Raw genomic sequence first — 13,706 nt, 5'->3', positions numbered from 1 at the left:
TACGATTTCGGCACAACTTGCTTAGGTAAGCCTAACCTAAAGGAAAAAGGGGCCACAGGGTGACCACCGAGATCTACCGTGACGCCTGGGGCGTTCCGCATCTGCGCGCCGACGACGCCCGCTCGCTGGCCCGGCTCCAGGGAAGGGTGACGGCCCGCGACCGCGCCTGGCAGCTGGAGGTCGAACGGCACCGGGCGCGCGGCACCTCGGCGTCCTTCCTCGGCCCCGAGTCCCTCCCCTGGGACCTCTTCGTGCGCCGCGCCCGCCTCGACGACACGGCGAGACGCTGCTTCGACACCCTGCGCGCAAAGGACCCGGAGACCGCGGACTGGGTGCGGGCCTACGTCGACGGCGTCAACGAGGGGCTGGCCGGCACCGACGCCCCGGAGTTCGCCCGCACCGGTCTCGCCCCCGGCCGCTGGGAACCCTGGACCCCGCTCGCCGTCTGGCTGGCCACCCACATCCTGTTCGCCGGGTTCCCCGCCAAGCTGTGGCGCGAGGAGGCCGCCCGGCACCTCGGCCCCGGCGCGGTCGGCCTGTTCGCCACCGACGGACCCGGCACCTCCGGCAGCAACGGCTGGCTGCTGAGCGGCGACCGCACGGTCACCGGCCGGCCGATCATCGCCGGGGACCCGCACCGCTTCGTCGAGGACCCCGGCGTCTACCAGCAGATCCGGCTGGCCTGCGACGAGTTCGACGTCGTCGGGCTCGCCGTGCCGGGCGTCCCCGGCATCGCCCACTTCGGCCACACCGGCACGGTCGCCTGGGCCATCACCAACGCCATGGCCGACTACCAGGACCTCTACCGCGAACGCCTGCGCCGCACCGGCGCGGGCGTCGAGGCACTCGGCCCGGACGGCACCTGGCAGCGGGTCGCCCGGCACACCGAACTCGTGCGCGTAGCGGGCGAGGAGAGCGTCGAGGTGGAGATCCTCGAGACCGCGCGCGGACCCGTGATCGCGGGCGGTCCGGAGGGCCTCGACGACGGCACCCCGCTCGCCCTGGCCCTGCGCTACCCGCCCCGCGTCACCGCCCACCTGGGCTTCGACGCCCTTCTCCCGCTGCTCAGGGCCCGCCTGGTCGCCGACGTGGACCGCGCCCTCGACCACTGGGCCGAACCCGTCAACGTCGTCCAGGCCGCCGACACCGAGGGCGGCCTGCTGCACCGGGTCGCGGGCCGGGTGCCGCAGCGCCCCGCCGCGAACGGCACCCGGCTGGTGCCCGCCTGGGAACCCGGCCACGAGTGGACCGGCTGGCACGAGATGCCCCGCGCGGGACTGACCGACGGCCTCGCGGTGATGGCCAACCAGCGGGGCCCCGCCGCGGAACTGGGCGTCGAGTTCGCCCCGCCGCACCGCGCCGACCGCATCCGGACGCTGCTGGAGGAGCGCCCGCACTGGTCCGCGCCCCTGATGCCGGCCGTCCACACGGACACCCTGCTGGCCTCCGCCGCGCCCCTGCTGGACCGGCTGTCCGACCTCGGCGACCTGACCGGCCCGGCCGCCGCGCTGCGCGACCGCCTGCTGCGCTGGGACCGCCGGATGGACGCCGGCAGCCAGGACGCGGCCGGGTTCGCGGCCCTGCGCGGCGCCCTGGTCCGCCGCCTCGCCGCCCATCCGGCCTTCGGGCCCCTCACCGCCCCGCCCGCCTACCCGGAGGTGTTCCTGCCCTGGCTTGCCCTGGTCCCGCGCATCGGCTACGCCCTCGAACACCTGCTGCGCGCCGAGGAGTTGTACGGGATCGACCGGACGGCGCTGGTGCGGGAGGCACTGGAGGAGGCCGCCGGGCAACCGCGGGCGCGGTGGGGCGACACCCACCGCCTCGCCCCCTGGCGGGCGCTGCCCGATCCCGCCCAGGAGGCCCCCGAGCTGTCCGGCGACCACGACTGCGTGCTGTGCACCTCGGCCGTGCCGGGCTGGACCGACCTCGCCGCGCGCGGCCCGGCCGCCCGCTACGTGTGGGACCTGGCCCGCCGCGAGGACAGCCTGTGGATCGTCCCGTTCGGCGCGTCCGGCGTCCCCGGCCGCCCCCACCACCACGACCAGCTCCCCCTGTGGCTCAGGGGCGAACTGGCCCCGGTCGTCACCGACTGGGCCCTGCTGACGAAGGAGAGCGACGATGAGTGACCGCGCACGCGGCGAGGACGGGTACGTGTACGAGCAGGTGGTCGCCGGGCTGGGCACCGTCGCCCTGCGGCCGCTCGACGCCGAGCGGGACGCGGACGTCGTCCACGGCTGGGTGAGCGAGGAGCGGGCCGCGTTCTGGGGCATGAACGGCCTGACACGCGACCAGGTCGCCGAGGTCTACGCCCACATGACCGGACTGGACACCCACCACGCGTTCCTCGCCGAGCTGGACGGCGTCCCGGTCGCCCTGCTCCAGACCTACGAGCCCACCGAGGACCGGGTCGGCGAGTGCTACCCCGTCGAACCCGGCGACATCGGCGTCCACCTGCTCATCGGGCCGGCCGGCGAGCGAGGGGCCCGGCCGGGCTGGTCGGCGGCGCTGATGGGCGTGTTCGCGGCGTACGTGCTGGTCGGCCTGGACCGGCCGCGTGTCGTGGTCGACCCGGACGTGCGCAACGAGAAGGCGATCGCCCGCTTCTTCCGGCAGGGCTTCGAACCGGGACCGCTCGTGACCCTGCCCGAGATCGACCTGCCGGACGTCCACCTGCCCGAGAAGCGCGCCCGACTGGCCTTCCTCCGCCGCGAGACCGCGTTCCCCGCCTGACCCGCCGCCCTGCCGCCCCGCCGCTCGGTGGTCCGGGGAGGGGGCTGGGATACTCGACCGCCCTCGCCGTGCCCGGTGTCGCCCTGGCGGCCGGGTGGGCGGGGGCCGGTGAACCGGATGGCCCGTGCCTGCGTACGTAACCGCAAGCACACGGGTGTCGAGTCTCAAGCAAGGCGGAGCGGTGACGTGAGTCAGGGGCGAGAGGGCGTACGACACGGCGGTGGGCGGCACGCCGACGCACGACCCGGCGGCGGACGGTCCGGCGGTGGGCCCACGGCCCGGCCCCGGCGGTCCGGCGGACGGCGGGGGGTTCAGGGGCTGGTGCTGCTGGGCACCGTGCTGGTCCTGCTCCTCCTCGGCGGCGGACCGGCCTCCGCCCACGCGGCCCTGCGCGGCGCCGACCCCGCCGACGGAAGCGTCGTCAAGACGGCCCCCCGCTCCATCACGCTCACCTTCACCGAGTCCGTAGGCCTGCTCGACGACTCCTTCCGCGTCTTCGACCCCGACAACAAGCGGGTCGCGACGGGCAGCACCGGCCACGCGGGCGGCCGCGCCGACACCGCCCGGGTCGAACTCCCCGCCAAGCTCGGCACCGGGACCTTCACCGTGGCCTGGCGCGTCGTGTCGGCGGACAGCCACCCGATCGCGGGCGCCTTCACCTTCTCGGTGGGCAAGCCCTCCGCGATCCCGCCGCCGCTGCCCAGCACCTCCGTGGAGAACCCGCTCACCGCCGGTCTCTTCAACATCGGCCGCTACTTCGCCTACCTCGCGGCGGCGCTGCTCATCGGCACGTCCGCCTTCGCCGTCGTCTGCCGCCCGCCGAACGTGCGCCCGCTCGGCAGGCTGCTGGTGGCCGGCTGGTGGGCGCTCGCCGGATCGACCGTGTTCCTGCTGCTGCTCCGCGGCCCGTACGAGACCGGGACCGGACCGGCGAAGATGCTGGACCCCTCGGAGCTGACCCGCACGCTGGGCACCCGGCCGGGACTGGCCCTGGTGGCGCGCCTCGCGCTGCTCGCCGTGGTCGCGGTCCTGCTCCTGCGGCAGCGCAGGGCGCTGCGGGACGGGAAGGCCCTGCCGGAGCGGCGCTCCCGCACCGAGTCGGCGACGGTCGCCGTGCCGGCCGTGGCGCTGGCCCTGACCTGGGCCGCCGCCGAACACGCGTCGGCCGGCATCCAGGTCCCGGCGGCGATGACGTCGACGGTGCTGCACCTGCTCGCGATGGCGGTCTGGCTGGGCGGCCTGACCGCCCTGCTCACCCTGTTCCACCGCGCCTCGGTCCCGTCGCGGGTCGTCAACCGCTTCTCCCAGGTGGCGGGCATCGCGGTGACCGTCCTGGTGGTGACGGGTGTCTACCAGTCCTGGCGCGGCCTGGGCTCGGTGTCCGCGCTGACGGACACGACGTACGGACGGGTCCTGCTGGCCAAGCTGGCCGCGGTGACGCTGCTGCTGGTGGCCGGTGCGCGATCCCGGCGGACGGTGCGGGGCGAAAGGACGGCGAGGAGCGTGACGGTGGAGACGACCGGGGAGCGGGAGGCGCCCGAGAGGCAGGAGGCCCGGATACCGGAGCCGGTCGGCGGAGGGGCCCGCAGCGCGGCGGACGGCCTCGCCGCGAACACCGTCCACGGCACGGTGGGTACCGCGGGTGCGCCGAGCACGGCGGGTACCGGGGCAGGCGGGACGGGCGGCCCGGGGGACGGATCCGCGGCAGGCGCGGCGCCCGCCCCGGCGGACGCTCCCACCGGGGACACGACGGACGGACCGGAGAACGGTTCGGCGGCGGACGGCCCGGGGGCCGACGCGCCGCTGCCGAAGGCGGCCAGGCCGCCGGCCGCGGCACCGCTCTCACCGGCCGAGGACGCCCGGCGCCGGTCGCTGCGCCGTTCCGTGCTGGCCGAGGTCGTCGTCTCCGTCGTCGTGCTCGTCCTCACCACCGTGCTGACGGGCACCCTGCCGGGCCGGGCGGCGGCCGAGGCCGCCACGGCGGAGCAGTCCGCCGGGCTGCCCGTGGCCTCCGTGACGACCATCCCCTTCACCATCGACTCCGACGACCCCGCGGTCCGTGGCGTCAGCGGCAAGGTGCAGGTGACCCTCGACCCGGGCCAGGTCGGCGACAACGGGCTCCAGGCGGTGGTCTACGGCGCCGGCGGCGGCTTCGTCACCGTCCCCGAACTGCGCGTCTCCTTCAGCCTTCCCGACCAGGACATCGGCCCCCTCGACGCCAAGGTCACCGACCGGGGCGGCTACTGGGCCGCCGACGCGGTCAACCTGCCCATCGCGGGCAGCTGGGAGATGAAGGTGACGGTGCGGGTGTCGGACGTCGATCAGGTCAGCGAGTCGAAGCCGGTACGGATCGGGGGCTGAGACGGCCCGGACGGCGGCCGCGGCCCGGTCGGCCGGTCAGCGCGCCGGGGCCGGGGTGGCGTGGCGGGCCGCGAGGGCCAGTTCGGCCTCCTCGAGCCGGCGGGAGCACCGGGCGTCCGGGTCGTAGGCGACCGCCGTGCTCACGCAGGTGCAGAACACCTGGGCGTCACGCGTGACCCGGCTCGTGACGCGGAACGTCGAACGGCGCAGGTCGCCGATGGTCGTGGTGATGGTGACCGGCTCCGGCTGGAGCACGAGGGGTTCCGTGTAGTCGAGTTCGTGGCGTGCGTAGACGAACCTGGGGCGGATCTCCTGCCCCGGCAGTCCGGGACGCAGATAGAACATGTCCATGTGGGCGTCCTGGATCATCTCCAGCAGCCGGACGTTGTTCACGTGGTTCATGGAGTCCAGGTCGCTCATACGGACCTGGCGGAGGTAGAGGTGCGGCCGGCAGTCCGGCTCCTCCAGGGGCGGGCGCCCCGTGCTGGTGCGGCGGACGTCGGCCGCCAGGGCGTGGGTCAAGATGTCACTCCTCGGAACATCGGAACGGGGGCCGGGGCCACGGGGAAGGCGGACTACAGGGCCCGCTCGATCAGGTCGGCGGCGGCTCCCGCACCGCCGGCCGCCGCGATCTCCCGGCGCATGGCGGCCACGCCCGCGCGGATGTCCCGGTCGGACGAGACGCGCAGGACGGCCTCGCGCAGCGCCTCGGGAGTGACGCTCTCGCGCGGCAGGTGGACGCCCAGCCTGAGGCGTTCGATCCGGTCGGCGTTCACCCGCTGCTCGGCCATCTGCGGGACCGCCACCAGCGGGACGCCGAAGTGCAGGGCCTCCATCGTGCCGCCCATCCCGGCGTGGGTGACGAAGGCGTCGGCGTGGGCGAGCACCGCCAGTTGGGGCACGTGCGGATGGACCTCGACGTTGGCGGGCAGCGGCCCCAGCCCGTCCACCGGGACGGCCGGGCCGACGGACATGACCACGTGCCAGGGCAGCTCGGCGAAGGCCTGCACACAGGAGCGGTAGAACTCCGGACGCCGGGTGAACTGGGAACCCAGCGAGACGAGCAGCACCGGCACGTCCGGCCGGGGCGGGCGCCAGGACCCCTGGTAGGAGCGGTCGCCGAGGGCCGGCCCGGCGTACGCGACGCGCTGTGCGGCGACGGTGTCGGCCCGGCGCTGGAAGGACCGGGGGAAGAACGCGACGGCGTGCTCGGGCCGGACGAGGTCGTGGATGCGCGTGCTGTCGACGCCCTGCTCGGCGAAGGCGGCCGCCAGCCGTCCGAAGCCCGGCAGCTGCGGGAGCCCGGGCACACCGAAGAACTCCGGGACGATGCCGTCGTAGGCGAGGTGGGTGGGGGAGGCCACGACGGCCGGCACCTGCCAGCGTGCCGCGAGCAGCAGGCCCGCGAAGGCGTAGATGTCGCACAGCACCAGGTCGGGGCGGTCCGTGCCGTACGCCCGCGCCAGCACCGGCAGGGACGCCAGGGCCACGTCCACGACCCGCTCGAACCCCTCGCCCATGTCCTCCGGCGCCTCCGAGCCGTCCCCCGGGTCCGGGTAGAGCACGGGTTCGGCACCGGCCGCCTTCACCTGGTGCACGAAGTCCTCGGTGACGGCGTAACTGACCCGGTGCCCCCGCCGTACGAGCTCCTCGACGACGCCCAGAGTCGGATTGACGTGCCCGTGCATCGGAACGTTGAACACGGCGACGTGCGCGGGGAACGGCTCACGGGCGGGCGCGGCGACGGGCGCGGGATGCGGATGGGTACCAGGCACGGCACGCAACTCCTGTCCGGCACGGAGCCGGGGCGGGGAACGACAGGACGGGCGCCCCAACGGCGGACGCGAAGTCCCGATTAAAGGCGCAACTACACCGCTCGTGACCGCAAACCTGCGGCAGTGTCACCCCATCAGGGAGCCCGCGCGGCCACGCGTTGACAGTGGTCCACCCCTGACGGGGCACGCCCGGACACCTGTCGGGGTGAGGCCCGGCGGGAGGTCGGCGACCCGGTGGGAGGTCGGTGACGCGGCGGACGTGACCGCCGGTCCGATCGGCCGTTGGGGGTACAGGACGTCGTCCCCCAGCAGCCGGCCCACGACAGGACCGGCCCACGACGGGGACGGCCCATGACAGGAGCAGTCTCATGCCCGGATCGCATCTGCCCTTGATGGAAGAGGGGATGGCCCGCTGGCCGTTCGGCCCGCCCAACGCCGGGATCGCCCTGGACTTCGAGGGCGCCCCGCCCTCGCTGGACGAGCTGCGGGCCCTGGTGGAGGAGCGCTGGAAGGCGCTGCCCCGGCTCACCCAGACCCTGGTGGCCCCCGGCGTCGGCCGGACGGGCCCCGCCTGGTGGACCGGCCGGCACCGCTGGGCGCGGCGGGACGGCCACAGCCCGGCCGAGCAGGTCGGCGGCGCGGACGACACCCTGCGCGAGGCGGTCGGCCGGTGGTTCCACACCCCGTTCCCGGCCGGCCGGCCGCCGTGGAGCCTGCACCTGCTGCCCGGCAGCACGGAAGGCGAGTTCTCCCTGCTGTTCCGGATGCATCACAGCCTGCTCGACGGCCGTTCCCTGACCACGCTGCTGCGCGCGCTCCTCGACGACGGCCTGCCGCTGGACGGCCCCTCCTCGCAGGCCGTGCCGGGGCCGCGCCGCCGGACCGCGCGCCCCGGCCCGGCGGCGGGGGGCGCGCCGGGCCTGCTGACGGCGGGCCGCGCGGTGCCCCTGCCGCACCGGGGTGCCCGGGAGCCCGCGTACACCGTCGTCCGGCTGCGGGCCGATGTGCTGAAGGCCGCGCGCGAGGCCGTGCGGGTGGGAGAAGCGGGCTCCGCGCGGCCCGCGAGCACCAACGAGGTGTTCCTCGCCACCGTGTCGGGGGTCCTGCGCTCCTGTCTGTCGGCCTCGCCGTCCGCGGGGTCCGGACAGGTGTGGCTGTCGGTGCCGGTCGACGAACGGCCGGACGACTGCGGTGAGTTCCTGGGCAACGCGTTCGCCAACGTCCGGGTCCCCGCGCCGGTGGCGCTGGCCGACCCGACGGCCCGGCTGGCCGCGTGCACCGGACTGCTGACCACCGTCACCCGGCCCCGGCGGGCCTCGGAGCGGCTGGTCGAGGGCACGCTCGGGGCGGTTCCCGGGGCGACCCTGGCACTGGCCGGCGGAAAGATCTTCGCCCCCGCGTACGCGCCGGCGGCCTGCTCCTACGTCCATCTGCGCGAGCGGGGCCGGACGCTGGCCGGACGGACCCTGCGGCACCTCACCATCGTCCCGATGGTGCCCCCGACCGACACGGTCACCTTCGCGCTGGGCGGCTGCTCACCGGGCCACACGCTGAGCGTCGCCACCAACTCGGGCAGTCAGGACGCCGTCCTGCTGGCGGAGGCGTTCCTCGACGAACTGACCGTGCTCGCCCGGGGCACCGGCTGACCCGCGGGACGGGAAAGGCCGCCGACGTGTCGACGTCGGCGGCCTTTCCGGCGGCCGTTCGCGACACCACCGTCGCCGGCCGGGGCTAGCTCGCCCTGCGCCGAGCCGTGCCCAGGCCGGGAAGGGACACCTGCGCGTCCTCGGCCGGGAAGGTGTCGTCCTCCCCGAAGTCGGGGGCCTGGAAGGGGTTCGTCGCGGGAGGCGGCGATGCCGCGCCGGCGTGGTGCTTCGCCCCTTCCGGGGCGGAGAACAGCGAAGTCGGGTCGATGAGAGGTCTCCCATTCGTCACAGGGCCGCGAGGGGCCCTGGTGTGCCGTGACCGGGCACAGCGGTCCTACAGCTTGCTCATCTTGGAGTAGGGACTCAAGATCCGCATTTGCGCCGAGCCGAAGTCCACGAGCGCGGCGATTCCGTCCTCGATGCCGATCACCCGGCCGAGACCGTACATGTCGTGCGTGACCTGGTCACCCACCGCGAAGTGCTTCGGCGCGGGCGCGGCCGGAGCCTTGAAGGGGCTGGTAGGCAGGTACCGCTTCGGTGCAGTTGGCTTTGTCATTGCCTCCAGTATGGGCCTGGATGTACCGCTCGTGGCCGCCCTCTGCCCGGCTGTTCGTCACAGATGCCCCGCAGGTGATCCGCCACGACGGCCGAAACGCGCCCCCGTACGCCGCTGACCTGGCCGTTCGGTCGGCGGGCCGTCCGGGCCCCCGCATCAATCGTTATGTCGGGGCCGGACGACCGGGCCGGGCAACGTCGAAGGGCCCCACCGCGAACGGTGGGGCCCTTCGACTTCGTGCCCGGTGAGGCACTGGCGGAGGATACGAGATTCGAACTCGTGAGGGGTTGCCCCCAACACGCTTTCCAAGCGTGCGCCCTAGGCCACTAGGCGAATCCTCCGCGGCAAACAATACAAGACGTTGAGGAGTGCTCGCGAACTCGTTCCCCCCGCTCAGATCCTGTAGCCTGTGCGCAGCCCCTCACGCGGCGCTATCTGACTGAACTCCCCCAGGGCCGGAAGGCAGCAAGGGTAGGTCGGCTCTGGCGGGTGCGTGGGGGGCGCTTGCGTTCCCGGGCCGGACGCGGCCCCCTCCCGTGCGCGGGGCCCGATGTCGGTGGGCGCCTATAACCTCGTATGCGTGTCGTCTCTCGCGCTGTACCGCCGCTATCGCCCGGAGTCGTTCGCCGAGGTCATCGGGCAGGAGCATGTCACCGCCCCGCTGTCGCAGGCGCTGCGGAACAACCGGGTCAATCACGCGTACCTGTTCAGCGGGCCGCGCGGATGCGGGAAGACCACCAGCGCGCGGATCCTGGCCAGGTGCCTGAACTGCGAGCAGGGGCCCACGCCGACCCCGTGCGGGGAGTGCGAGTCCTGCAAGGACCTGGCGAGGAACGGCCCGGGCTCGATCGACGTCATCGAGATCGACGCCGCTTCGCACGGAGGCGTGGACGACGCCCGTGACCTGCGGGAGAAGGCGTTCTTCGGACCCGCCCGCAGCCGTTACAAGATCTACATCATCGACGAGGCCCACATGGTCACGTCGGCCGGTTTCAACGCGCTCCTCAAGGTCGTCGAGGAGCCGCCGGAGCACCTGAAGTTCATCTTCGCCACGACCGAGCCGGAGAAGGTCATCGGGACCATCCGCTCACGGACCCACCACTACCCGTTCCGGCTCGTCCCGCCGGGGACGCTGCGGGAGTACCTCGGCGAGGTGTGCGGCCGGGAGGCCATCCCCGTCGAGGAGGGCGTGCTGCCGCTCGTCGTGCGCTCGGGCGCGGGATCCGTGCGTGACTCCATGTCGGTCATGGACCAGCTGCTCGCCGGGGCGACCGAGGCGGGTGTGACGTACGCCATGGCCACCTCCCTGCTCGGGTACACGGACAGCTCGCTGCTCGACTCCGTCGTCGAGGCCTTCGCCACCGGTGACGGCGCCGCCGCCTTCGAGGTCGTCGACCGGATCATCGAGGGGGGCAACGACCCGCGCCGCTTCGTCGCCGACCTGCTGGAGCGGCTGCGCGACCTCGTCATCCTCGCCGCCGTCCCCGACGCGGCCGAGAAGGGACTCATCGACGCCCCGGCCGACGTGATCGAGCGCATGCAGGCCCAGGCCGGGGTCTTCGGCGCCGCGGAGCTGAGCCGCGCCGCCGACCTCGTCAACGAGGGCCTCACCGAGATGCGCGGCGCCACCTCGCCCCGTCTCCAGCTCGAGCTGATCTGCGCGCGCGTGATGCTGCCCGCCGCCTATGGCGACGAACGCTCCGTGATGGCCCGCCTCGACCGCATCGAGCGCGGTGTGAACGTCCAGGCGGGCGGCGGCGTCCATCACGCGGCGCAGGGCGCGCCCGCGATGCCGGCGGCGGGCTACGTGCCCGGGCCCGAGGCGCACGGCGGCGCCGACGTGCCCGCGGGACCGCCCGTCCCGCCCGGTGGCGGGGCCGCCGCCGCCCGCGCCGCGGTCCGCGGTCCGGGAGCGGCCGGACCGGGAGCCGGGCAGGGGCCCGGCCCCGCGGGCCAGGGTTCCGCTCAGGCGCCCGCGCCGGTCCCCGTCCAACCACCGGCCGCCCCCGTGTCCACACCTGCGCCCGCTCCCGCTCCCGCGCCCGCCGCGGCGCAGGCCGCCGCCCCGCAGGTGGAGCACGCTCCCGCCGCGGCCCCCCAGGATCCCGCCCCGGCGGCCCCCGGCGCCTGGCCCACCGCCACCGCCGCGGGCAGCGGACGCCGACCCGGCGGCTGGCCCACGGCCACGCCCGCGGGCGGCGGCGGACGGCCGCCCGCGCCCCCCGCCGCCTCCGCGGCCGGTCCCGCGGCCCCCGCTCCGGCCCCGGCGGCCGCCCCCGCGCCCGCCCCCGCCGCCGGGGCGTACGCGCCTCCCAGCGGCGGGCTCGACCCCCGGATGCTCTGGCCGAACATCCTGGAGGCCGTGAAGAACCGCCGCCGCTTCACCTGGATCCTGCTCAGCCAGAACGCGCACGTGGCGGGCTTCGACGGCACGACGCTCCAGCTCGGCTTCGTCAACGCCGGGGCCCGCGACAACTTCGCGAGCAGCGGCAGCGAGGACGTGCTGCGGCAGGCCCTGGCCGAGCAGTTCAGCGTCCAGTGGAAGATCGACGCGGTCGTCGACCCGTCCGGCGGCTCGGCGCCCCCGCCCTCCGCCGGTTTCGGCGGCGGTGGCGGCGGAGCCGGCGGGGGCGGTGCGCCCGGTGGCTTCGGCGGCGGCCCGGCGGGTCCTCCCGGCGCGGGAGCGCCCCGGACGCAGGCCGCGCCCGGTGCCCCCGCCCAGCAGGCCTCGCCCTCGGCACCCGCGCCCGCCCACCGGGCCCCCGAGCCGGCGCCGCCGCGTCCGGCCGCTCCGGAGCCCGTGGCCCCCGAGGACGACATCCCGGAGGACGACGACCCCGACCTCAACGAATCGGCCCTCTCCGGCTACGAACTCATCGTGCGCGAGCTCGGGGCGACCGTGGTCGAGGAGTTCACCAACGAGTGAGACGCAGGGGTGCGACGAACGGGTGCGACGAACGCGTCGGACCCGCGCGGTGGCCGCCGGGGCCGACGGGGCCGTCGGGTGGTTGTAGGAACGCACGACGCCGGTGGCCCTCGGCCTTGGCGGCCCGCACAAGGCCCCGCGGCTCCGGCCCGTTAGGCTGACCCCCGTGAACGTCCTCGTCATCGGCAGCGGCGCCCGCGAACACGCCCTGTGCCGCTCACTGTCCCTCGATCCCGCCGTCACCGCGCTGCACTGCGCCCCCGGCAACGCCGGCATCGCCGAGGTCGCCGAGCTGCACCAGGTCGACGCCCTGGACGGCGGGGCCGTGTCCGCGCTGGCCGTCGCGCTCGGCGCCGAACTGGTCGTCGTGGGCCCCGAGGCGCCGCTGGTCGCCGGGGTCGCCGACGCCGTGCGCGCCGTGGGCATCCCGGTGTTCGGCCCCTCGAAGGAGGCCGCGCAGCTGGAGGGCTCCAAGGCGTTCGCCAAGGACGTCATGGCCGCGGCCGGCGTGCCGACCGCCCGCTCCTACGTCTGCACCACCCCCGAGGAGGTCGCCGAGGCGCTCGACGCCTTCGGCGCCCCGTACGTCGTCAAGGACGACGGTCTGGCCGCGGGCAAGGGTGTCGTCGTGACCGACGACGCGCAGGCCGCGGCGGCGCACGCGGCCGGCTGTCTGGGATCGCCCGACGCACCGGCCGCGGAGCGCGGCAGGGTCGTCGTCGAGGAGTTCCTCGACGGCCCGGAGGTCTCCCTCTTCGCGATCACCGACGGCGTCAGCGTCGTCCCGCTCCAGCCCGCCCAGGACTTCAAGCGCGCGCTCGACGGCGACGAGGGCCCCAACACGGGCGGCATGGGTGCCTACTCGCCGCTGCCGTGGGCCGACCCCAAGCTGGTCGAGGAGGTCCTGGAGAGCGTCCTCCAGCCGACCGTCGACGAGATGCGCCGCCGCGGCACCCCCTTCTCCGGTCTCCTCTACGCCGGCCTCGCGATCACGAGCCGCGGTGTCCGGGTGATCGAGTTCAACGCCCGGTTCGGCGACCCGGAGACCCAGGTCGTGCTGGCCCGGCTGAGGACCCCGCTGGCCGGCGTCCTCGCGGCGGCCGCCACCGGCGAGCTCGCGGACCTGCCGCCCCTGCGCTGGAGCGACGAGGCGGCCGTCACCGTCGTCGTCGCCTCGCACAACTACCCCGGCACCCCGCGCACCGGTGACCCGATCACCGGCCTCGCCGAGGTGGCCGCCGAGGACGCCCCGCACGCGTACGTCCTGCACGCGGGCACGAAGTTCGCCGGGGACGACGACGGCACGGTCGTCAGCGCGGGCGGACGCGTGCTGTCCGTCACGGCCTCCGGCGCCGACCTCACCGAGGCCCGCGACCGCGCCTACCGGGCGGTCGCCCGCATCGGCCTCGACGGCTCCCAGCACCGCACGGACATCGCGGCCAAGGCGGCGGCCGGCGCGTAGCCCGCGGCTCCGCGGACGTCCCACGAACCCCTCAGGCCCCGGGTGGCCATGGAACTCCTCACGGAGGACCCATGGAACCCGGGGCCTGATCGTTGCCCACAGTCGTTCACCTTTCCCCAAAGCCATTCCATCGTGTGAGCGCTGAGCCATCCGGCTGACGTGGGCCTGAGCGCCAACTAGGGTGCGGCGCAAGCCTTCCGGCCCTCGTTCCGGCACTTGGCCCACCGGCATTGCGATGTCGGTGGGCGGT

9 protein-coding genes, 1 tRNA gene and 1 other RNA gene are annotated in these 13,706 nt (G+C 74.9%); 7 read left to right on the top strand and 4 right to left on the bottom strand.

The features are described 5' to 3' along the window. The first annotated feature begins 59 nt into the window (after window positions 1–59). From Saso_RS17980 to Saso_RS17970, 3 genes are all read left to right on the top strand, one after another. Window positions 60–2,126 (top strand): penicillin acylase family protein, encoded by a 2,067-nt coding sequence (locus Saso_RS17980; RefSeq protein ID WP_189923864.1) that lies wholly within the window; start codon window positions 60–62, stop codon window positions 2,124–2,126. After that, window positions 2,119–2,730: a GNAT family N-acetyltransferase gene (locus Saso_RS17975; protein ID WP_189923865.1), complete on the top strand. Its 612-nt coding sequence runs from the start codon at window positions 2,119–2,121 to the stop codon at window positions 2,728–2,730. The genes Saso_RS17980 and Saso_RS17975 overlap by 8 nt, the downstream gene beginning before the upstream one ends. 321 nt (window positions 2,731–3,051) lie before the next feature. Beyond that, window positions 3,052–5,091: a copper resistance CopC/CopD family protein gene (locus Saso_RS17970; protein WP_189923867.1), complete on the top strand. Its 2,040-nt coding sequence runs from the start codon at window positions 3,052–3,054 to the stop codon at window positions 5,089–5,091. Between the two features lie 36 nt (window positions 5,092–5,127). Here the strand turns inward: Saso_RS17970 and Saso_RS17965 are convergent, their stop codons facing one another. Continuing rightward, entirely contained in the window at window positions 5,128–5,613 is a 486-nt protein-coding gene (locus tag Saso_RS17965; RefSeq protein WP_189923869.1) for an acyl-CoA thioesterase, read from the bottom strand. A 53-nt stretch (window positions 5,614–5,666) separates the two neighbouring features. After that, window positions 5,667–6,866, bottom strand: coding sequence for a macrolide family glycosyltransferase (locus Saso_RS17960; RefSeq protein WP_229901356.1), 1,200 nt, complete (start codon window positions 6,864–6,866; stop codon window positions 5,667–5,669). 368 nt (window positions 6,867–7,234) lie between these two features. Here Saso_RS17960 and Saso_RS17955 point away from each other — a divergent pair, with 368 nt between their 5' ends. Continuing rightward, a complete protein-coding gene (locus Saso_RS17955) occupies window positions 7,235–8,512 on the top strand; it encodes a wax ester/triacylglycerol synthase domain-containing protein (protein WP_189923871.1) in 1,278 nt (425 codons plus the stop codon). 334 nt (window positions 8,513–8,846) lie between these two features. Here Saso_RS17955 and Saso_RS17950 read toward each other — a convergent pair whose 3' ends face one another. Continuing rightward, window positions 8,847–9,068 (bottom strand): hypothetical protein, encoded by a 222-nt coding sequence (locus tag Saso_RS17950; protein WP_189923873.1) that lies wholly within the window; start codon window positions 9,066–9,068, stop codon window positions 8,847–8,849. 253 nt (window positions 9,069–9,321) lie between these two features. After that, a tRNA-Ser gene (locus Saso_RS17945) sits at window positions 9,322–9,409 on the bottom strand. A 71-nt stretch (window positions 9,410–9,480) separates the two neighbouring features. Between Saso_RS17945 and ffs the strand changes: the two genes are divergently transcribed. From ffs to purD, 3 genes are all read left to right on the top strand, one after another. After that, an RNA gene (gene ffs, locus Saso_RS17940) (signal recognition particle sRNA small type) lies at window positions 9,481–9,579 on the top strand. 69 nt (window positions 9,580–9,648) lie between these two features. Then, a complete protein-coding gene (locus tag Saso_RS17935) occupies window positions 9,649–11,994 on the top strand; it encodes a DNA polymerase III subunit gamma and tau (RefSeq protein ID WP_189923875.1) in 2,346 nt (781 codons plus the stop codon). Window positions 11,995–12,160: 166 nt separating this feature from the next. After that, window positions 12,161–13,456, top strand: coding sequence for a phosphoribosylamine--glycine ligase (gene purD / locus Saso_RS17930; RefSeq protein ID WP_189923876.1), 1,296 nt, complete (start codon window positions 12,161–12,163; stop codon window positions 13,454–13,456). Window positions 13,457–13,706: the final 250 nt, after the last annotated feature.

It is taken from the genome of Streptomyces asoensis, assembly GCF_016860545.1.
Lineage (GTDB): Bacteria > Actinomycetota > Actinomycetes > Streptomycetales > Streptomycetaceae > Streptomyces > Streptomyces asoensis.
Note: the sequence above shows the minus strand (reverse complement) of the source record. Positions and strands in the feature narration are given on the sequence as shown.

Bases quoted from the DNA above. Each gene is read 5' to 3' on its own strand.
- Saso_RS17975 (WP_189923865.1), top strand. From the start codon at position 2,119: ATGAGTGACCGCGCACGCGGCGAGGACGGGTACGTGTACGAGCAGGTG.
- Saso_RS17955 (WP_189923871.1), top strand. From the start codon at position 7,235: ATGCCCGGATCGCATCTGCCCTTGATGGAAGAGGGGATGGCCCGCTGG.
- Saso_RS17950 (WP_189923873.1), bottom strand. From the start codon at position 9,068: ATGACAAAGCCAACTGCACCGAAGCGGTACCTGCCTACCAGCCCCTTC.